The following is a 19,558-nucleotide window of genomic DNA, read 5'->3' on the forward strand; positions in this document are numbered from 1 at the left end:
GTAAATGGCGCTGAATTTCGCTAAAAAATCCCTCCCAAAGCCTTCTGGGACAAGACTTTAGGCAAATTGACATTCAGATTTATCTCACTATAGTGGTGCGGGCCCTGCGTGGGGGGTCTGTCTGATGATTTCAAGCATAAATAGGAGGCCACATGGCTGACAAAAAAGCGCAGTTGATCATCGAGGGCGCAGCCCCCGTCGAGCTGCCCATTTTAACCGGCACCGTTGGTCCCGATGTAATTGATGTTCGGGGCCTGACGGCCACGGGCCGCTTCACTTTTGACCCGGGTTTCATGTCGACCGCCTCCTGCGAGTCGAAAATCACCTATATCGACGGCGACAACGGCATTCTGCTGCACCGCGGCTACCCGATCGAACAGCTGGCTGAAAAGTCGGACTACCTGGAAACCTGCTACCTGCTGCTCAACGGTGAATTGCCCACCGCCGAACAGAAGGCCCAGTTCGTCAGCACCGTGAAAAACCACACCATGGTTCACGAGCAGCTGAAGAGCTTCTTCAACGGTTTCCGCCGCGACGCCCACCCAATGGCGGTAATGTGCGGCGTAGTGGGCGCACTCTCGGCGTTCTACCACGACTCCCTGGACATCAATAACCCGCAGCACCGCGAAATTTCCGCCGTGCGCCTGGTCGCCAAGATGCCGACCCTGGCAGCGATGGTTTACAAGTACTCCATGGGCCAGCCGATGATGTATCCGCGCAACGACCTGTCGTACGCGGAAAACTTCCTGCACATGATGTTCAACACCCCGTGCGAGATCAAACCGATCAGCCCGGTACTGGCCAAGGCGATGGACCGGATCTTCATCCTCCACGCCGACCACGAACAGAACGCCTCGACTTCCACCGTACGCCTTGCCGGCTCCTCGGGCGCCAACCCGTTCGCCTGTATCGCTGCCGGTATCGCCGCGCTCTGGGGCCCTGCCCACGGCGGTGCCAACGAAGCCGTACTGACCATGCTCGACGAAATTGGCGATGTCTCGAACATCGACAAGTTCATCGCCAAGGCCAAGGACAAGAACGATCCGTTCAAACTCATGGGCTTCGGTCACCGCGTGTATAAAAACCGCGACCCGCGCGCCACCGTAATGAAGCAGACCTGCGACGAAGTCCTGAAAGAACTGGGCATCAACAACGATCCTCAGCTCGAACTGGCCATGCGCCTGGAAGAGATCGCCCTGACCGATCCGTACTTCATCGAACGCTCCTTGTACCCGAACGTCGACTTCTACTCGGGGATCATCCTCAAGGCGATCGGCATTCCAACCAGCATGTTCACCGTGATCTTCGCCCTGGCGCGGACCGTCGGCTGGATCTCCCACTGGAAGGAAATGCTCTCCAGTCCTTACAAGATCGGCCGTCCTCGTCAGCTGTACACCGGCTACGAATCGCGCGACATCACCAAGCTGGAAGACCGCAAGTAAGACCTGCCTTGCGCACACGTCTTAGCTGCACCGGATACGGCCTCTAACAGAGGTCGTATTTGTTTCTGCCCCCCTCCCCTCACCTACCCCCTGTCGGAACCGGCTTGCCGGCGAAGAACTCCGCAGCCCTGCATCCCCCTCGAATAAGCCTTCGCTGGCACGCCAGCTCCTTGTATCTCGACCATCGCTGCGCCCGCAGCCGAGGGTATCTGAACAGGGCGTGCAGACAAAAAAATGCCCCGATCTTTCGAACGAGGCATTTTGCTATTACACAGCTTCTATATAGAAGCCGATACACAGGCCGAGCTTAGTGCGACACCGCCCCACTGGCGCCCAGGCCGGTCTGCGAACGCACGAACTGCGGGAAGAACAAGGCCCGCTCATTGGCCGCCGAGGCCGATTTGTCAGTGATGGAGAAGAACCAGATACTGACAAAGGCAATGATCATCGAGAACAGCGCCGGGTACTCGTACGGGAAGATTGCCTTCTCGTGGTGCAGGATCTGCACCCAGATGGTCGGACCGAGAACCATCAATGCCACCGCACTGACCAGGCCCAACCAGCCGCCAATCATGGCGCCACGCGTGGTGAGCTTCTTCCAGTACATGGAAAGCAGCAGCACCGGGAAGTTGCAACTGGCAGCGATGGAGAACGCCAGGCCCACCATGAACGCAATGTTCTGACTCTCGAAGAGAATGCCCAGGCCGATGGCCAGCACGCCCAAGGCCACGGTAGTGATCTTGGAAACGCGAATCTCATCCTTCTCGTTGGCCTTGCCCTTCTTGATCACACTGGCATAGAGGTCGTGGGACACCGCCGAAGCACCTGCCAGGGTCAGGCCCGCCACTACCGCCAGAATGGTGGCGAAAGCCACCGCCGAGATGAAGCCGAGGAACACGCTGCCGCCCACCGCATTGGCCAGGTGCACCGCCGCCATGTTGTTGCCACCCAGCAAGGCGCCTGCGGCATCCTTGAAGGCCGGATTGGTGCTCACCAGCAGGATCGCGCCAAAGCCGATGATGAAGGTCAGGATGTAGAAGTAACCGATGAAGCCAGTGGCGTAGAGCACGCTCTTACGAGCTTCCTTGGCATCGCTCACGGTGAAGAAGCGCATCAGGATATGCGGCAGGCCGGCAGTACCGAACATCAGCGCAAGCCCCAGGGAGAATGCCGAGATCGGGTCCTTCACCAGACCGCCAGGGCTCATGATCGCCTCACCTTTGGGGTGAACCTTGATCGCCTCGGAGAACAGGGTGTTGAAATCGAAGTTGACGTGCTTCATCACCATCAGCGCCATGAAGGACGCACCGGACAGCAGCAGCACTGCCTTGATGATCTGTACCCAAGTGGTGGCCAGCATGCCGCCAAACAGCACATACAGGCACATCAGGATCCCCACCAGGATCACCGCCACATGGTAGTCGAGGCCGAACAGCAGCTGGATCAGCTTGCCGGCACCCACCATCTGCGCGATCAGGTAGAACGCCACCACCACCAGCGAACCACAGGCCGACAGAGTGCGGATCTGAGTCTGCCCGAGGCGATAGGACGCCACGTCGGCAAAGGTGTACTTGCCCAGGTTGCGCAGGCGCTCGGCGATCAGGAACAGAATGATCGGCCAGCCCACCAGGAAGCCAATGGAGTAGATCAGGCCGTCATAGCCGGAAGTGAACACCAGCGCGGAAATCCCCAGGAAGGACGCCGCCGACATGTAGTCACCGGCAATCGCCAGGCCGTTCTGGAAGCCGGTGATCTTGCCACCCGCGGCGTAATAGTCGGCAGCCGACTTGTTACGCTTGGAGGCCCAGTAAGTGATGCACAGGGTGGCCCCGACGAAGACCACGAACATCACGATCGCCGAGACGTTGAGGGGTTGCTTGTGGACTTCGCCAGTCAAAGCGTCAGCGGCCCACAGGGCAGGAGCGAAAGCGGCAAGACCGAGTGCTGCGAATAGACGTCGGATCATTGCTGAGCCTCCTTCAGGATCGCATTGTTCAGGTCATCGAACTCGCCGTTGGCGCGTCGCACATAGATACCGGTCAGGATGAAGGCCGAGACAATCAAGCCGACACCAATGGGAATGCCCCAGGTGATGGATGAAGTTGGACTGAGTTTGGCGCCCAGGATCTGCGGACCGTAAGCGATCAACAGAATGAAGCCCGAGTAAAGCCCAAGCATGATCGCCGAGAGAATCCAGGCGAACCGCTCTCGCTTACTGACCAGCTCCTTGAAACGCGGGCTGTTTTGAATCGAGAGGTAAATGCTGTCGTTCATTGTTTTTATCCTCGCAGCACAGATTTTAGGTAGAACCTAATCCACTCTATGCGGCTGTGAGGCAGGTTCCAGACGACCTTAGTATTAGAACGACATTAGCCACCTCGCCAACTTCCCCCCCAAAAAAACACAAGGCCGGCCGCTGATTTCAGCGGCCGGCCTCACAACCCTCGTTCTAGACGCCTGACGGCTATTTAGCAGTCCACTCGGCAACCCGCTCCGGGTGCTTGCTCACCCAGTCCTTGGCTGCCACATCCGGTTTTGCGCCATCTTGAATGGCCAGCATGACCTCGCCGATTTCATCCTTCGACGCCCACTGGAACTTCTTCAGGAACGCTGCCACCTCTGGCGCCTTCTTCTCCAGGCCCTTGCTGCCGATGCTGTTGACGGTTTCAGCGGCGCCATACACCCCTTTCGGATCTTCGAGGAAGCGCAGTTTCCACTTGGCGAACATCCAGTGCGGTACCCAGCCGGTCACGGCGATGGATTCCTGCTTATCCTCGGCCCGGGTCAGTTCGGCGATCATCGCCGCACCGGAACTGGCCTGCAGCTTGTAGTCCAGGCCGTAGTCCTTGATCGCCTGGTCGGTCTTGAGCATCACCCCTGAACCGGCGTCGATGCCGACAATCTTGTTCTTGAAGCTGGTATCGGTCTTGAGGTCCTCAATGGTCTTGGCCTTGACGTACTCCGGCACGATCAGACCGATCTTGGCGTCCTTGAAGTTGGGACCGTAGTCGACAACCTTGTCCTTGTTCTTGGTCCAGTATTCGCCGTGAGTCACCGGCAACCAGGCCGAGAGCATGGCATCGAGCTTGCCGGTGGCCACGCCCTGCCACATGATCCCGGTCGCCACCGCTTGCAGTTTGACGTCGTAACCGAGCTTCTGCTTGATCACCTCCGCCGCCACATAGGTAGTCGCCACGCTGTCGGACCAGCCGTCGACGTAGCCGATGCTCAGGGTTTTGCTGTCGGCACTGGCCAGAGTGGAGCTGATGGCAAGTACCAGTGCGGCACCTGCGCCTAAGAGTCGTCGCATCTTCATCGTTACTTCCCCGAAAAGTGCAGTGCCAGGCGACTGCCGGGCACGTCAACGTATGGTTATGGTGCTCAGCGCCCCCATCACGCCTCACCGCGAACGCGTTCGATCATCAGCGGAGTACTGATGCTTCGATCATCAACCCGCCACCGCCCGCGACCTGCTCTGCCTGCGACCTCAAGGCAACCAGCAACGACATCAGATAGCCAGTAACCAGGTGCTGCGACCTCCCCGACTGAGGGCCCGCCCAAACTTTGCATGTCAAAATCATGCAGGCCACCAAGCTATGGACAAATGCGGGTAAGATGCCCCGCTTTGTTCCACTACGGCCTGACCATGTCCGCCACAGCCCGCTTCCCCACCCTCGCTTATCTGTTCGCCTGCCTGCTCGGCCTGCTGGCCCTTGGTAGTTACTGGTACGGCCTTGGCCGGCCGGTGTCGCTGCCGGACGTCGCCAGCGCCAGCCACAAACTGCAATGCGCCTCCTATACGCCGTTCGACAAGGACCAATCGCCCTTCGACCAGCCGTTCAAACTGCGCCCCGAACGCATGGACGCCGACCTGGCATTGCTGGCCACCCGCTTCGAATGCATCCGCACCTATTCCATGACCGGCCTCGAAGCCCTGCCCGAGCTGGCGCGCAAGCACGGCCTGAAGCTGATGATCGGCGCGTGGGTCAATAGCAACCCGGTAGACACCGAGAAAGAAGTCGACCTGCTGATCGCCTCGGCCAATGCCAACCCGGATGTCGTCAGCGCGGTGATCGTCGGCAACGAGGCGCTGCTGCGCAAGGAAGTCACCGGGCCGCAACTGTCGCGGCTGATCCTCAAGGTCAAGGCCGGGGTCAAGCAGCCGGTCACCTATGCCGATGTCTGGGAATTCTGGCTCAAGCACCCGGAGATCGCGCCAGCGGTGGACTTCCTCACCATTCACCTGTTGCCGTACTGGGAAGACGACCCCTCGAACATCGACGCGGCCCTGAACCACGTGGCCGAGGTACGCCAGGTATTCGGCAACCGCTTTGCCCCAAAGGACGTGATGATCGGTGAAACCGGCTGGCCCAGCGAAGGCCGCCAGCGGGAAACGGCGCTGCCGAGCCGAGTCAACGAGGCCAAGTTCATTCGTGGCTTCGTTGCCCTGGCGGAACACAACGGCTGGCACTACAACCTGATCGAAGCCTTCGATCAGCCCTGGAAACGCGCCAGCGAAGGCGCAGTCGGCGGTTACTGGGGGTTGTTCGATGCCGATCGCCAGGACAAGGGCATCCTCGCAGGCCCGGTGTCCAACCTGCCTTACTGGCCACAATGGCTGGGGGCGGGCGCAGTGATATTCCTCGGCACCCTGATCCTGGGTGGCCGGGTTCGCAGCCGACGCGCTGCGCTGCTCTTGCCGCTGCTGGGCGCATTGGCGGCGTGCACCATCGGTACCTGGGGCGAACTGGCGCGGGTCACCAGCCGCTTCACTGGCGAATGGTGCTGGGCCGGACTGCTACTGGGCCTGAACCTGCTGATTCTGGCCCATGCCACCCTGGCCTTGAGCCCTCGCGAAGGCTGGCGTCTGCGGGCCTTCAATGCCCTGGAAAAGCGTGCAGGCTGGTTGCTGGCAACGGCAGGATTCGCCGCCGCGGTGATGATGCTGGAGCTGGTGTTCGACCCGCGCTACCGCAGCTTCCCGAGCGCGGCCCTGCTGCTGCCGGCGCTGGTCTACCTGTGCCGCCCGGTGCGCGTGCCACGCCGCGAAATCGCCTTGCTGACCTTTATCCTGGGTGCCGGCATCGCTCCGCAGCTGTATCAGGAAGGCCTGGCCAACCAGCAGGCCTGGGGCTGGGCTCTGGTCAGCCTGCTGATGGTGGCCGCGCTGTGGCGCAGCCTGCGGGCCCGCATCGCCTGAACTACAGCCCTAGCCGCAGGTTTCGCCTGCGGCTAGGGCTTGGCGGCGCGCACCAGGCGCAAGGCCGCAATCACCACCGCAAACACCGCCAGCGTAGTGTTATACAAGGCCAGGGCCGGAATGCCCGCCAGCAAGGCCAGCACCGCCAGCCACCAGCCCGCCCGACCGGGCACGACAAACCCCAGCAGCGCTGCGCCCAAGGCACTCCAGCCCAGCACCTTGAAGTGGATCATCCAGCCCAGGCTGGAACGTAGCGAACACTCCCAGCGACCGGCCTCATCGACACAGACGCCCACCCACCGAGCATCCTCCATAAAGCCATAGCGCAGGCCATAACTGGCGGCCAGCCACAGCGGCAGGACAACGAGCAGCACAATCACGGGAAGGCGGCGGGACATGAAACACTCCGAACAATCAAAACGGCGCCCAGCATAATCGCCCACGGACGCTTGGCAAGCACGACGCACAGATAACTGTTCAGCAAATAGCGGCAAAGTGTATCGTCCGACTACTATCAGCCCCCAACAGGCCTGTGGCCGGGGTTATTTGTGCCCACCCATGGCACTTCGGCAGCAGCGCGGTGGTCATAGCCTGCGAACCTCATTCGGTACCTTCCTTCTAGGGATACAGTCATGCTTCGTTCCTTGCGCCTCGCTGCCCTGTTCGGCGGCCTTATCCTGAGTGCGTCCGCACTGGCGGTGGATGTCGACCCGGCCAGCTATGGCTACCCGTTGACCAACCCCTTTGAAGCCACCATCGCCACCACCCCCCCGGAGTTGCGCCCGGAACTGCCCGCCAACGATGACATCCGTCAGTCCGACTACAGCCTGAACCTGCGGCCGGAGCGCGAGTTCATCCTCCCGGACAATTTCTGGGCGGTGAAGAAGCTCACCTACCGCATCGCCACCCAGGACCACGCCGCGCCACTGATCTTCCTGATCGCCGGCACCGGCGCGCGCTACGACAGCAGCCTCAACGAGTACCTGAAGAAGCTCTACTACAAGGCCGGCTACCATGTGGTGCAGCTATCCTCGCCCACCAGCTTCGACTTCATTACTGCCGCCTCGCGCTTCGCCACCCCCGGGGTGAGCCAGGAAGACGCCGAAGACATGTACCGGGTCATGCAGGCCGTAAGGGCCCAGCACCCCAAGCTGCCGATCACCGAGTTCTACCTCACTGGCTACAGCCTCGGCGCCCTGGACGCGGCGTTCATCAGCAAACTGGATGAGACCCGACGCAGCTTCAACTTCAAGAAGGTGCTGCTGCTCAACCCGCCGGTCAACCTCTACACCTCGATCACCAACCTCGACAAACTGGTACAGACCGAGGTCAAGGGCATCAACAACAGCACCACCTTCTATGAACTGGTGCTGGGCAAGCTGACCCGCTACTTCCAGCAGAAGGGCTACATCGACCTCAACGACGCCCTGCTCTACGACTTCCAGCAGTCCAAGCAACACCTGACCAACGAACAGATGGCCATGCTGATCGGTACCTCCTTCCGCTTCTCGGCAGCAGACATCGCCTTCACCTCGGACCTGATCAACCGCCGCGGCCTGATCACCCCGCCCAAGTACCCGATCCGCGAAGGCACCAGTCTTACCCCGTTTCTCAAGCGCGCCCTGCAGTGCGACTTCGACTGTTACCTGACCGAACAGGTGATCCCGATGTGGCGCGCCCGCACCGACGGCGGCAGCCTGCTGCAACTGATCGACCAGGTCAGCCTCTACGCCCTGCAGGACTACCTCAAGGCCAGCCCGAAGATTGCCGTGATGCATAACGCCGATGACGTGATCCTCGGCCCCGGCGACCTGGGCTTCCTGCGCAAAACCTTTGGCGACCGCCTGACCGTCTACCCCCATGGCGGGCATTGCGGCAACCTCAACTACCGCGTCAACAGCGACGCCATGCTGGAGTTCTTCCGTGGCTAAACATCTCCTGCTTATCGCTGCGTTGCTCTGCGCAGGCTATGCCCAAGCCGACAACAGCAAGGCCCACACCCCCACGGTTCAGGACCCCGACGGCTTCACCGAGCCGTTGAAGAAACTCAAGTTCAACCCGGGGCTGGACCAGCGCGAGTTCGAGCGTTCGACCCTAAATGCACTGAATATCTATGACCCGCTGGAGTCATGGAACCGCCGGGTCTACCACTTCAACTACCGCTTCGATCAGTGGGTGTTCCTGCCGGTGGTGGACGGTTATCGCTATGTGACCCCGAGTTTCCTGCGCAGCGGGGTCAGCAACTTCTTCAATAACCTCGGCGACGTCCCGAACCTGATGAACAGCCTGTTGCAGTTCAAGGGCCAGCGCTCAATGGAAACCACCGCGCGCCTGCTGCTCAACACCACCATCGGTGTTGCCGGCCTGTGGGACCCGGCGACCAAGATGGGCCTGCCGCGCCAAACCGAAGACTTCGGCCAGACCCTGGGCTTCTATGGCGTGCCCGCGGGGGCCTATCTGGTGCTGCCGATCCTCGGTCCGTCGAACCTGCGGGACACCGCGGGGCTGGCGGTGGACTACACCGCCGAATCGGCGATCAACTTCCTCAACGTCTCGGAAGTCAGCAGCAATCACCCCGAGATCTGGGCGCTGCGTGGTGTCGACAAGCGCTACCAGACCAGCTTTCGCTATGGCCAGCTGAACTCGCCGTTTGAATACGAGAAGGTGCGCTACGTGTACACCGAATCACGCAAACTGCAGATCGCCGAGTAACCTGCTGTACCGGTTGCCGACCGCAAGAGCGGCAACCGGCTGACTCGGATCTCAGCCGCGCAAGGCGCGCCAGCCTTTGCCCAGTAGCGTCACGGCCAGCAGTACCAGCCCACCGGCAATGATCCCAGCCACGGCATTGAGCAGGGTCGGCATGATCACCGACACCGGGCCCATGACGGCGGCACTCCGCTCGGCCAGGCCCTCGATCAGATGGTGCACGGCAGGTACGCCGTGGGTGAGGATGCCGCCGCCCACCATGAACATCGCCGCCGTGCCGATCACCGACAGACTCTTCATCATCCACGGCGCCGCTCGCAGGATGGCACCACCGATGCGTTTGGCCAGAGCGCCCGGTTTCTGCGCCAGCCACAACCCCAGGTCATCGAGCTTGACGATGCCCCCCACCAGACCGTAGACGCCAACGGTCATGACAATCGCAATCCCCGAGAGCACCACCACCTGCTGGCTCAGAGAGGCGCCTGCCACCGTGCCCAGAGTAATAGCGATGATTTCCGCGGAAAGGATGAAGTCGGTACGAATCGCGCCCTTGATCTTGTCCTTCTCAAAGGCCACCAGATCCACCTGAGGGTCTGCCAGCGCCTGCAAGGTCCGCTCATGTTCGGCCGCATCGTCGCCGTGGGGCAGGTACTTGTGCGCCAGCTTCTCGAAGCCTTCGAAACACAGGTAGGCCCCGCCGATCATCAGCAACGGCGTCACCAGCCAGGGCGCCAGGGCACTGATGGCCAGCGCCGCCGGCACCAGGATCAATTTGTTGCGAAACGAGCCCTTGGCCACGGCCCAGACCACGGGAATTTCCCGCTCCGCGCGAACCCCGGAAACCTGCTGGGCATTGAGCGCCAGATCGTCGCCCAATACTCCGGCGGTCTTCTTCGCCGCCATCTTGGTCATCAAGGCTACGTCATCGAGAACTGCGGCGATGTCGTCGATCAAAACCAGCAAACTGCTTCCTGCCATGGGCCAGGCTTCCCTGCGTGAAATAAGGCGCGCAGCATAGCGCGTCAAAGGCCGGACAAGCGAGATGTCAGAAGCAGGAAAACCGCGGCCAACGGGCATTCTTGAGCCCCTCGCGACCCCGGTGCTACCATGCGCAACCGCCCGAACAGGCAAGGAATCCCCCGGTTTATGAGCACCATCCGCGAGCGCAATAAAGAACTGATCCTGCGGGCCGCCAGTGAAGAGTTTGCCGACAAGGGCTTTGCAGCGACCAAGACCAGCGACATCGCCGCCAAGGCCGGGTTGCCCAAGCCCAACGTCTACTACTACTTCAAGTCCAAGGAAAACCTCTACCGCGAGGTGCTGGAAAGCATCATCGAACCGATCCTCCAGGCTTCCACTCCGTTCAATGCCGACGGCGTACCCAGTGAAGTGCTCAGCGGCTACATCCGCTCGAAGATCCGCATCTCCCGCGACCTGCCTTTTGCCTCCAAGGTGTTCGCCAGCGAAATCATGCACGGCGCGCCGCACCTGAGCCCGGACCAGGTGGAACAGCTCAACGCCCAGGCCAAGCACAACATCGAATGCATCCAGACCTGGATCGATCGCGGCCTGATCGCCCCGCTCGACCCCAACCACCTGATGTTCAGCATCTGGGCCGCGACCCAGACCTACGCCGACTTCGACTGGCAGATCTCGGTGGTCACCGGCAAGAGCAAACTTGACGAAGACGACTACGAAGCCGCGGCGCAGACCATCATCCGCCTGGTGCTCAAAGGCTGTGAACTGGATCGCTGATCGCGTTTCGGCCCCTTCCCGTGCATTTGTGTTGTTGCTGCAAACTGCGCACAGGAATATCAAGACACCAGCAAGGTCCTGCGGACCTTTTCGCAGCCTCGCGGGCTCGGCAGCGGCTACGGGCCAGGGCCGGGCCCGCGAGGTTAAGGGCTAAGCGCTGACGCCGGCGTCAGCCGCCAGGCCCTGAGCCTCGATCGCGCTGATCGCGCATTGCTCATCGATGTCCGAGGTATCGCCACTGATGCCGATCGCTCCCAGCACCGCCCCCGCCTGATCCCGAATCAACACCCCGCCCGGCGCGGGCACCACGCTGCCCTGTCCCAGGCCATTCAACGCACCGATGAACGCCGGGCGCTGCTGCGCATCCAGCGCCAGCAGGCGCGAGCCCTTGCCCAGGGCTACCGCGCCCCAGGCCTTGCCGATGGCGATCTGCGGACGCAACAGGCTGGCGCCATCCTCCCGTTGCAGGGTCACCAGGTGCCCGCCGGCATCCAGCACCGCGATGGTCAGCGGGGCCGCGTTGATCTTGCGCCCCGCATTGATGGCCTGATTGGCCAGGTTGACTGCGACTTTCAAGGTTAAAGCGCTCATGGGTGCCGTCCTTATCTTGTTATTGAGAAAGCCTGGTGGAAGCTTCTTGCAGGAGAAGTCCGATACAGCAAATAGAACACAATGAATTTATTTTTTGTATACAATAATTCGAGAAAGGTAGCTCATGCGACAAAAGGACGCCGGTTTATAGGGCCCCATCGAAAGCCGCTACCGTTCAAGAAAATGGATTGACCTGCGCCATCCGCCGTGAATACACTTTGCGCAAAACCACTTGTATACAATTACAAAACGCAAGAGGCACAAAACCATGAGCAAAATGAGAGCAATCGAAGCCGCCGTTCTGGTGATGCGCCGTGAAGGGGTCGATACCGCTTTTGGCATCCCGGGTGCCGCCATCAACCCGCTGTATTCCGCGCTGCAGAAGGTCGGAGGCATCGATCACGTCCTCGCTCGCCACGTCGAAGGCGCCTCGCACATGGCCGAGGGCTACACCCGCACCAAGGCCGGCAACATCGGCGTGTGCATCGGCACTTCCGGCCCGGCCGGCACCGACATGGTCACCGGCCTGTACAGTGCCTCGGCCGACTCGATCCCGATTCTCTGCATCACCGGCCAGGCGCCCCGGGCCCGCCTGCACAAGGAAGACTTCCAGGCCGTGGACATCACCAGCATCGTCAAGCCGGTGACCAAGTGGGCCACCACCGTGCTGGAACCGGGCCAGGTGCCCTACGCCTTCCAGAAAGCCTTCTATGAAATGCGCTCCGGCCGTCCTGGTCCGGTGTTGATCGACCTGCCGTTCGACGTGCAGATGGCGGAGATCGAATTCGACATCGACGCCTACCAGCCACTGCCCCTGGCCAAACCGGCGGCCACCCGGCTGCAAGCGGAAAAGGTTCTGGCCCTGCTGGACCAGGCCGAACGCCCGTTGCTGGTAGCCGGTGGCGGTGTGATCAACGCCGATGCCAGCGATCTGCTGGTGGAGTTCGCCGAACTGACCGGCATTCCAGTGATCCCGACCCTGATGGGCTGGGGCACCATCCCTGACGATCACCCACAGATGGTGGGCATGGTCGGCCTGCAGACCTCCCATCGCTACGGCAACGCCACCCTGCTCAAATCCGACACGGTGCTGGGCATCGGCAACCGCTGGGCCAACCGCCACACCGGCTCGGTGGACGTCTACACCGAAGGCCGCAAGTTCATCCACGTGGACATCGAGCCAACCCAGATCGGCCGGGTATTCACTCCGGACCTGGGCATCGTCTCCGACGCTGGCAGCGCCCTGACCGTGCTGCTGGAAGTGGCTCGCGAATGGCAGACCGCCGGCAAGTTGAAAGATCGCAGCGCCTGGCTGCATGACTGCCAGCAGCGCAAGGCCAGCCTGCATCGCAAGACCCACTTCGACAACGTGCCGGTCAAGCCGCAGCGCGTGTATGAAGAGATGAACCAGGTCTTCGGCAAGGACACCTGCTACGTCAGCACCATCGGCCTGTCGCAGATTGCCGGTGCGCAATTCCTCCACGTCTACAAGCCACGCCACTGGATCAACTGCGGTCAGGCCGGCCCATTGGGCTGGACCATCCCCGCCGCCCTCGGCGTGGTCAAGGCCGATCCGAACCGCCAGGTGGTGGCCCTGTCCGGCGACTACGACTTCCAGTTCATGATCGAAGAGCTGGCAGTAGGAGCACAGTTCAACCTGCCGTACATCCACGTGGTGGTGAACAACTCCTACCTGGGGCTGATCCGCCAGGCCCAGCGCGGCTTCGAGATGGACTACTGCGTGCAGCTGTCCTTCGACAATCTCAACGCGCCGGAGCTCAACGGCTACGGCGTGGACCACGTCGCGGTCGCCGAAGGCCTGGGCTGCAAGGCCCTGCGGGTGTTCGAACCCAAGGACATCCAGCCGGCCCTGCGCCAGGCCCAGGAAATGCTCCAGACCTTCAAGGTACCGGTGGTCGTGGAGATCATCCTGGAGCGCGTGACCAACATTTCCATGGGCACCGAAATCAACGCGGTCAACGAGTTCGAAGACCTGGCGCTGGTGGGCAACGACGCCCCTACCGCCATTTCCCTGCTCGACTAAACCCTGTAGCCGCGCCCCCAGGCTGCCATCAGGTTCGCAGAACCTGGCCGGGTCTGCCCCGCACCCTCTTCAAGAGGCACTGCCGGGGCAACTCGACTGCAGCCTTGGCCTGCTCTACAGGCTTCACCGATTCACAGGAGACCACCATGCCGCGTTTTGCCGCCAACCTGTCCATGCTGTTCACCGAACAGGACTTCCTCGCTCGCTTCAAGGCCGCCGCCGATGCCGGTTTCAGCGGCGTCGAATACCTGTTTCCCTACGAATTCAGCTCCGCCGAGATCAAGGCACAACTCGATGCCCACGGCCTGACCCAGGTGCTGTTCAACCTGCCCGCCGGCGACTGGGGCAAGGGTGAGCGCGGGATCGCCTGCCTGCCCGACCGGGTCGAGGAATTCCGTGCCGGCGTCGACTTGGCCATCGCCTACGCGCAGGTCCTGGGCAACACCCAGGTCAACTGCCTGGCCGGCATCCGTCCCCAGGGGGCTGACGCCGCGCTGCTGGAAAAGACCTTCGTCGCCAACCTCAAGTACGCCGCCGACAAACTGCAGGCGGTCGGCATCAAGCTGGTGATGGAAGCCATCAACACCCGCGACATTCCCGGCTTCTACCTCAACAACACCGCCCAGGCGCTGTCGATCCGCGAACAAGTGGGCAGTGCCAACCTGTTCCTGCAGTACGACATCTATCACATGCAAATCATGGAAGGTGACCTGGCGCGGACCATGGCCAACCACCTCAGCCAGATCAACCACATCCAGCTGGCAGACAACCCTGGACGCAACGAACCCGGCACCGGCGAGATCAACTATCGCTTCCTCTTCGAGCACCTGGACAGCATCGGCTACCAGGGCTGGGTCGGCTGCGAGTACAAACCGCTGACCACCACCGAAGCGGGCCTCGGCTGGCTGAAAACCCACAACGCAATCTGAACCTGGACCTGCGTAGGAGCCGGCTTGCCGGCGAACAGGCCCGCAAGCCTTGCAGCGGCCCTTGCGGCCACCTGCGCTGGCCAGCCAGCTCCTGCAAGGTCCGTTTGAATAGAGGATTTTTATCATGGCTAAAATCGGATTTATCGGCACCGGCATCATGGGTCATCCCATGGCGGCAAACCTGCAGAAAGCCGGCCACTCCCTGCTGCTCTCGGAACACCACGGCAAGGCCCCGGCCGACCTGATCGCCGCCGGCGCGGTGGCCCTGGCCTCGCCCAAAGAAGTGGCCCAGGAAGCCGAATTCGTCATCATCATGGTGCCCGATACCCCTCAGGTCGAAGACGTGCTGCTGCGTGCCGACGGCGTTGCCGCCGGGATCGGCAAGGGCAAGATCGTCATCGACATGAGCTCCATCTCCCCCACCGCGACCAAGGCCTTCGCCGCCAAGATCAACGAGAAAGGCGCGCAGTACCTGGACGCACCGGTATCCGGCGGTGAAGTCGGGGCCAAGGCCGCGACCCTGAGCATCATGGTCGGCGGTGACAGCCAGGCCTTTGAGCGCGCCTTGCCGCTGTTCCAGAGCATGGGCAAGAACATCACCCTGGTGGGGGGCAACGGTGACGGTCAGACCGCCAAGGTGGCCAACCAGATCATCGTCGCCCTGAACATCCAGGCCGTGGCCGAAGCCCTGCTGTTCGCCTCGAAGAACGGTGCCGATCCGGCCAAGGTGCGTGAAGCGCTGATGGGCGGTTTTGCCTCCTCGAAGATCCTCGAAGTGCACGGTGAACGCATGATCAAGGGCACCTTCGATCCAGGCTTCCGCATCAACCTGCACCAGAAGGACCTGAACCTGGCCCTCAGTGGCGCTCGCGAGCTGGGGATCAACCTGCCCAACACCGCCAATACCCAGCAAGTGTTCAGCACCTGCACCGCTATTGGTGGCGGCAACTGGGACCACTCGGCCCTGATCAAGGGCCTGGAACACATGGCCAACTTCTCGATCCGCGATAAGCACTAAGCAGCATCCGTAGCCGCTGCCACAGGCGGCGCCAAGGTTCGCAGGAAACGCCTCACGGCGGGCCAGGGACAGGCCCTGCTGACCTTGTCGCCGCCTGAGGTGGCGGCTACACCCGTTTCAAGCCCCCCATAACAAGAAATCCGGGAGCCCGCCATGTCGGTCGATCCGCAACAATTCCTCCGAGAGCTGTTCGCCACAGCCATCGACGCCGCCCATCCGCAACAGGTTCTCGAAGCCCATCTCCCCAGCGACCGCAGCGGCCGCGTCATCGTCATCGGTGCCGGCAAGGCAGCGGCGGCCATGGCCCAAGTCGTGGAACGCAGCTGGCAGGGCGACGTCTCCGGGCTGGTGGTTACCCGCTACGGCCACGGCGCCCCGTGCACCAAGATCGAAGTGGTCGAGGCCGCTCACCCGGTACCCGACGCGGCCGGCCTGGCCGTGGCCAAGCGGGTACTGGAGCTGGTCAGCAACCTGTCAGAACAGGATCGGGTGATTTTCCTGCTGTCCGGCGGCGGTTCGGCGCTGCTGGCCCTGCCCGCCACGGGCATCACCCTGGCCGACAAGCAGGCCATCAACAAGGCCCTGCTGAAATCCGGCGCCACCATCGGCGAGATGAACTGCGTGCGCAAGCACCTCTCGGCGATCAAGGGCGGACGCCTGGCCAAGGCCTGCTGGCCGGCCACGGTCTACACCTATGCCATTTCCGACGTCCCTGGCGATCTGGCCACGGTCATCGCTTCCGGCCCCACAGTGGCCGATCCGAGTACCTCGGCCGAAGCCCTGGCGATTCTCAAGCGCTATGCCATTGAAGTACCCGCAGCAGTACGCAACTGGTTGCAGAACCCCGACTCGGAAACCGTCAAGCCCGGCGACCCGTGCCTGGAACGCAGCCACTTCCAGTTGATCGCCCGCCCCCAGCAATCCCTGGAAGCCGCCGCGGTCAAAGCCCGCCAGGCCGGCTACAGCCCGCTGATCCTCGGCGACCTGGAAGGCGAATCCCGGGAGGTGGCCAAGGTTCACGCCGGCATCGCCCGCCAAGTGGCCTTGCACGGCCAGCCCCTGGCGGCGCCCTGCGTGATCCTTTCCGGTGGTGAAACCACGGTTACCGTGCGCGGCAAAGGTCGCGGCGGCCGCAACGCCGAGTTCCTCCTGAGCCTCACCGACAGCCTCAAGGGGCATCCCGGGATCTACGCCCTGGCCGGCGATACCGACGGCATCGACGGCTCCGAAGACAATGCCGGGGCGATCATGACCCCGGACAGCTACGCTCGGGCTGCGGCCCTGGGCCTGAGCGCCAGCGACGAGCTGGACAACAACAATGGCTATGGCTACTTCGCAGCCCTGGACGACTTGATCGTCACCGAGCCGACCCGTACCAACGTCAACGACTTCCGCGCCATCCTGATCCTCGAGAACCCCAAACATGACGCCTGACAAGAAAGTCAAAATCCTCGCCACCCTGGGGCCGGCCACCGACAGCATCGAGGACATCCGCGAACTGGTGCAGGCCGGCGTAAACATCTTCCGACTCAACTTCAGCCACGGCAGCCATGCCGACCATGCCCAGCGATATGAGTGGATTCGCCAGATCGAACGCGAGCTGAACTACCCCCTGGGCATCCTCATGGACCTGCAAGGACCGAAACTGCGGGTCGGCACCTTCGCCGAGGGCAAGGTGCAGTTGGTACGCGGCCAGGCCCTGCGCCTGGACCTGGACCCGACGCCGGGGACCGCCCAGCGGGTCAACCTGCCACACCCGGAAATCATCGCGGCCCTGGAGCCCGGAATGGACCTGCTGCTGGACGACGGCAAGCTGCGCCTGCGGGTCATCGCCAAGCACGCGGACGCCATTGAGACCACCGTGCTCAATGGCGGCGAACTGTCGGACCGCAAGGGCGTCAACGTGCCCCAGGCCGTGCTCGACCTCAGCCCGCTGACCGCCAAGGACCGCCGCGACCTGAGCTTCGGCCTGGAATTGGGCGTGGATTGGGTGGCGCTGTCCTTCGTGCAACGTCCGGAAGACATCCGTGAAGCCCGCACCCTGATTGGCGACAAGGCCTACCTGATGGCCAAGATCGAAAAGCCTTCCGCCGTGGCCCAACTGCGGGAAATCGCCGAACTGAGCGACGCGATCATGGTGGCCAGAGGTGACCTGGGGGTGGAAGTCCCGGCGGAAAGCGTGCCGCAGATCCAGAAGAACATCATCAGCACCTGCCGTCAGCTGGGCAAACCCGTGGTGGTCGCCACCCAGATGCTGGAGTCCATGCGTTTCTCCCCGGCGCCCACCCGAGCCGAGGTGACCGACGTCGCCAATGCCGTGGCCGAAGGCAGCGATGCGGTGATGCTCTCGGCGGAAACCGCCTCCGGGGAATACCCGCTGGAAGCGGTGCAGATGATGAGCAAGATCATTCGCCAGGTGGAAGCCGGCCCCGACTACCAGACTCAACTGGACGTCAGCCGCCCCCAGGCCGAAGCCACGGTATCCGACGCCATCAGCTGCGCGATCCGCCGGGTGTGCAGCATCCTGCCCGTGGCGGTGCTGGTGAACTACAGCGAGTCCGGCAGTTCCACCCTGCGTGCCGCCCGGGAACGTCCTTCGGTACCTATCCTCAACCTGACGCCGAACCTGCAGACAGCGCGCCGCTTGAGCCTGGCCTGGGGTGTGCACTCGGTGGTCAATGACCGCTTGCGCCAGGTGGACGAGGTCTGTGCCACGGCCCTGGAAATCGCCCAGGCCCAGGGCCTGGCCAAACGCGGGGATACCGTGGTGATCACCACCGGCGTGCCGTTCGGCCAGCCGGGAACCACCAACTCCCTGCGCGTCGAAACCCTTCTCTGACCCGCAGCAGCGCCCGCGACCTGCAGCGAGCCTCCCAAAGAGGATGCCGCTGGGGTCGAACGCTGCGGTACGACAACCACCGCATTCGCCGACTCTCGTCATGCCTGCACAGTCTTTCAATGCCTTCTGCCCCGACTGGGCCACTGCCTTGCTCAACGGTTTCAGTCAGATTTTCCTCCAGCGCCACCCGCTGTGCGGCCTGCTGTGCCTGCTGGCGATCCTGATCAGCGCCCCGGCCCTGCTCGGGGGCGCCCTGCTGGGTGCCCTGGCCGGCCTGCTCACCGCCCAGCAACGGGGCTATGCCAAGGCCGACCGGCAAGCCGGACTCTTCAGCTATAACGGCGTGCTCCTGGGCCTGCTGCTGAGCCTGTACCTGCCCTGGTCGGTGCTGCTGCCGCCGCTGATCATCGCCGCCGCCGGCCTCAGCGCGATCGTCACCCAGCAATGGCTGAAACGGGCCCGCAGCCCCGCCAGCCTGCCGGCCTACACCGCGCCCTTCGTGGGCCTGGGCTGGCTGTTGCTGAGCCTGATGGAACCCATGCAATCCATGCCCCAGGCGGTGCCCGGCCTGTCCCTGTGGAGCCTGCTGAGCGGACTGTTCCAGGGCCTGGGCCAGATCATGTTCCTCAGTCAGCCACTGGCCGGGCTGCTGATTCTCCTCGGCCTGCTGCTGGCCAACCGCCGCGCAGCGACCTGGGCCCTGATCGGTTCCGCCAGCGGCCTGGCCTTGACACTGCTGCTGCATGAGCCCGGCCGTGCCCTACTGGGTCTGGGCGGCTACAACTGCGCACTGGTGGCCCTGGCCCTGGGCCAAGGGGCCCGACGTCCGTGGCGGCCACTGGCAGGGATGAGCCTGGCGCTGCTGATCACCCCGGGCATCGTCGCCCTGGGGCTAGCGCCCCTCACCGCCCCCTTCGTCCTGGCCTGCTGGCTGATGCATGTCGCCACCCGGGTCCTGGGGCCAGCGCCTGGGGACCACGCACCTTGCGCTCCCCCGGCAACTCCCCCTAGGCTTCGCTGATCTTTGATTC

17 protein-coding genes are annotated in these 19,558 nt (G+C 62.6%); 11 read left to right on the forward strand and 6 right to left on the reverse strand.

Annotated elements, in window-relative coordinates; translation table 11 throughout:
* Window positions 1-152: 152 nt before the first annotated feature.
* Entirely contained in the window at window positions 153-1,442 is a 1,290-nt protein-coding gene (gene gltA, locus J5M73_RS12385; RefSeq protein WP_011060047.1) for a citrate synthase, read from the forward strand.
* Between the two features lie 307 nt (window positions 1,443-1,749).
* Here the strand turns inward: gltA and J5M73_RS12390 are convergent, their stop codons facing one another.
* The 3 genes from J5M73_RS12390 to J5M73_RS12400 all read right to left on the reverse strand — a co-directional run bounded on the left by J5M73_RS12390 (window position 1,750) and on the right by J5M73_RS12400 (window position 4,758).
* Window positions 1,750-3,408 (reverse strand): cation acetate symporter, encoded by a 1,659-nt coding sequence (locus tag J5M73_RS12390; RefSeq protein ID WP_102863972.1) that lies wholly within the window; start codon window positions 3,406-3,408, stop codon window positions 1,750-1,752.
* A complete protein-coding gene (locus J5M73_RS12395; protein ID WP_102863973.1) occupies window positions 3,405-3,716 on the reverse strand; it encodes a DUF485 domain-containing protein in 312 nt (103 codons plus the stop codon). Before J5M73_RS12395 ends, J5M73_RS12390 begins: the two co-directional genes overlap by 4 nt.
* A 190-nt stretch (window positions 3,717-3,906) precedes the next feature.
* Window positions 3,907-4,758, reverse strand: a complete 852-nt coding sequence (locus J5M73_RS12400; protein ID WP_102863974.1) for a glycine betaine ABC transporter substrate-binding protein — start codon at window positions 4,756-4,758, stop codon at window positions 3,907-3,909.
* A gap of 330 nt (window positions 4,759-5,088) precedes the next feature.
* Between J5M73_RS12400 and J5M73_RS12405 the strand changes: the two genes are divergently transcribed.
* On the forward strand, window positions 5,089-6,642 hold the full coding sequence (locus tag J5M73_RS12405) for a beta (1-6) glucans synthase (protein WP_102864109.1): 1,554 nt from the start codon (window positions 5,089-5,091) through the stop codon (window positions 6,640-6,642).
* A gap of 32 nt (window positions 6,643-6,674) precedes the next feature.
* On the opposite strand, the gene J5M73_RS12410 is transcribed toward J5M73_RS12405, so the two are convergent.
* Window positions 6,675-7,040 (reverse strand): hypothetical protein, encoded by a 366-nt coding sequence (locus J5M73_RS12410; RefSeq protein ID WP_102863975.1) that lies wholly within the window; start codon window positions 7,038-7,040, stop codon window positions 6,675-6,677.
* 234 nt (window positions 7,041-7,274) lie between these two features.
* Between J5M73_RS12410 and J5M73_RS12415 the strand changes: the two genes are divergently transcribed.
* Together J5M73_RS12415 and J5M73_RS12420 are read left to right on the forward strand one after the other, a co-directional pair.
* Complete coding sequence (locus J5M73_RS12415; protein WP_102863976.1) at window positions 7,275-8,573, forward strand: serine/threonine protein kinase; 1,299 nt, start codon at window positions 7,275-7,277, stop codon at window positions 8,571-8,573.
* Window positions 8,566-9,354, forward strand: coding sequence for a VacJ family lipoprotein (locus J5M73_RS12420; protein WP_102863977.1), 789 nt, complete (start codon window positions 8,566-8,568; stop codon window positions 9,352-9,354). The genes J5M73_RS12415 and J5M73_RS12420 overlap by 8 nt, the downstream gene beginning before the upstream one ends.
* 51 nt (window positions 9,355-9,405) lie before the next feature.
* Here the strand turns inward: J5M73_RS12420 and J5M73_RS12425 are convergent, their stop codons facing one another.
* On the reverse strand, window positions 9,406-10,329 hold the full coding sequence (locus tag J5M73_RS12425) for a DUF808 domain-containing protein (RefSeq protein WP_102863978.1): 924 nt from the start codon (window positions 10,327-10,329) through the stop codon (window positions 9,406-9,408).
* A gap of 168 nt (window positions 10,330-10,497) precedes the next feature.
* Here J5M73_RS12425 and J5M73_RS12430 point away from each other — a divergent pair, with 168 nt between their 5' ends.
* Window positions 10,498-11,106, forward strand: coding sequence for a TetR/AcrR family transcriptional regulator (locus J5M73_RS12430; RefSeq protein ID WP_102863979.1), 609 nt, complete (start codon window positions 10,498-10,500; stop codon window positions 11,104-11,106).
* A 150-nt stretch (window positions 11,107-11,256) separates the two neighbouring features.
* Here the strand turns inward: J5M73_RS12430 and J5M73_RS12435 are convergent, their stop codons facing one another.
* On the reverse strand, window positions 11,257-11,697 hold the full coding sequence (locus tag J5M73_RS12435) for a heme-binding protein (protein WP_102863980.1): 441 nt from the start codon (window positions 11,695-11,697) through the stop codon (window positions 11,257-11,259).
* A gap of 268 nt (window positions 11,698-11,965) precedes the next feature.
* Between J5M73_RS12435 and gcl the strand changes: the two genes are divergently transcribed.
* The 6 genes from gcl (at window position 11,966) to J5M73_RS12465 (ending at window position 19,548) form a co-directional block, all read left to right on the forward strand.
* The gene (gene gcl / locus J5M73_RS12440; RefSeq protein WP_102863981.1) at window positions 11,966-13,741 is read left to right on the forward strand and encodes a glyoxylate carboligase; all 1,776 of its coding nucleotides are present in this window, start codon (window positions 11,966-11,968) and stop codon (window positions 13,739-13,741) included.
* 146 nt (window positions 13,742-13,887) lie between these two features.
* A complete protein-coding gene (hyi, locus tag J5M73_RS12445) occupies window positions 13,888-14,670 on the forward strand; it encodes a hydroxypyruvate isomerase (protein WP_102863982.1) in 783 nt (260 codons plus the stop codon).
* A gap of 124 nt (window positions 14,671-14,794) precedes the next feature.
* On the forward strand, window positions 14,795-15,688 hold the full coding sequence (locus J5M73_RS12450; protein ID WP_102863983.1) for a 2-hydroxy-3-oxopropionate reductase: 894 nt from the start codon (window positions 14,795-14,797) through the stop codon (window positions 15,686-15,688).
* Between the two features lie 153 nt (window positions 15,689-15,841).
* Window positions 15,842-17,122: a glycerate kinase gene (locus tag J5M73_RS12455; protein WP_102863984.1), complete on the forward strand. Its 1,281-nt coding sequence runs from the start codon at window positions 15,842-15,844 to the stop codon at window positions 17,120-17,122.
* Window positions 17,112-18,527, forward strand: a complete 1,416-nt coding sequence (gene pyk, locus J5M73_RS12460; protein ID WP_102863985.1) for a pyruvate kinase — start codon at window positions 17,112-17,114, stop codon at window positions 18,525-18,527. The genes J5M73_RS12455 and pyk overlap by 11 nt, the downstream gene beginning before the upstream one ends.
* Window positions 18,528-18,627: 100 nt before the next feature.
* Window positions 18,628-19,548, forward strand: a complete 921-nt coding sequence (locus J5M73_RS12465; protein ID WP_207815731.1) for an urea transporter — start codon at window positions 18,628-18,630, stop codon at window positions 19,546-19,548.
* Window positions 19,549-19,558 lie beyond the last annotated feature (10 nt).

It is taken from the genome of Pseudomonas sp. 50_B (assembly GCF_017491625.1).
Classification (GTDB): Bacteria; Pseudomonadota; Gammaproteobacteria; order Pseudomonadales; family Pseudomonadaceae; genus Aquipseudomonas; species Aquipseudomonas danubii.

Coding starts and splice junctions, on each gene's coding strand:
- J5M73_RS12435 (WP_102863980.1), bottom strand. CDS start 11,697: ATGAGCGCTTTAACCTTGAAAGTCGCAGTCAACCTGGCCAATCAGGCC.
- hyi (WP_102863982.1), top strand. CDS start 13,888: ATGCCGCGTTTTGCCGCCAACCTGTCCATGCTGTTCACCGAACAGGAC.
- J5M73_RS12425 (WP_102863978.1), bottom strand. CDS start 10,329: ATGGCAGGAAGCAGTTTGCTGGTTTTGATCGACGACATCGCCGCAGTT.
- pyk (WP_102863985.1), top strand. CDS start 17,112: ATGACGCCTGACAAGAAAGTCAAAATCCTCGCCACCCTGGGGCCGGCC.
- J5M73_RS12450 (WP_102863983.1), top strand. CDS start 14,795: ATGGCTAAAATCGGATTTATCGGCACCGGCATCATGGGTCATCCCATG.
- J5M73_RS12455 (WP_102863984.1), top strand. CDS start 15,842: ATGTCGGTCGATCCGCAACAATTCCTCCGAGAGCTGTTCGCCACAGCC.
- gltA (WP_011060047.1), top strand. CDS start 153: ATGGCTGACAAAAAAGCGCAGTTGATCATCGAGGGCGCAGCCCCCGTC.
- J5M73_RS12405 (WP_102864109.1), top strand. CDS start 5,089: ATGTCCGCCACAGCCCGCTTCCCCACCCTCGCTTATCTGTTCGCCTGC.
- gcl (WP_102863981.1), top strand. CDS start 11,966: ATGAGCAAAATGAGAGCAATCGAAGCCGCCGTTCTGGTGATGCGCCGT.
- J5M73_RS12410 (WP_102863975.1), bottom strand. CDS start 7,040: ATGTCCCGCCGCCTTCCCGTGATTGTGCTGCTCGTTGTCCTGCCGCTG.
- J5M73_RS12430 (WP_102863979.1), top strand. CDS start 10,498: ATGAGCACCATCCGCGAGCGCAATAAAGAACTGATCCTGCGGGCCGCC.
- J5M73_RS12400 (WP_102863974.1), bottom strand. CDS start 4,758: ATGAAGATGCGACGACTCTTAGGCGCAGGTGCCGCACTGGTACTTGCC.
- J5M73_RS12390 (WP_102863972.1), bottom strand. CDS start 3,408: ATGATCCGACGTCTATTCGCAGCACTCGGTCTTGCCGCTTTCGCTCCT.
- J5M73_RS12415 (WP_102863976.1), top strand. CDS start 7,275: ATGCTTCGTTCCTTGCGCCTCGCTGCCCTGTTCGGCGGCCTTATCCTG.
- J5M73_RS12395 (WP_102863973.1), bottom strand. CDS start 3,716: ATGAACGACAGCATTTACCTCTCGATTCAAAACAGCCCGCGTTTCAAG.
- J5M73_RS12465 (WP_207815731.1), top strand. CDS start 18,628: ATGCCTGCACAGTCTTTCAATGCCTTCTGCCCCGACTGGGCCACTGCC.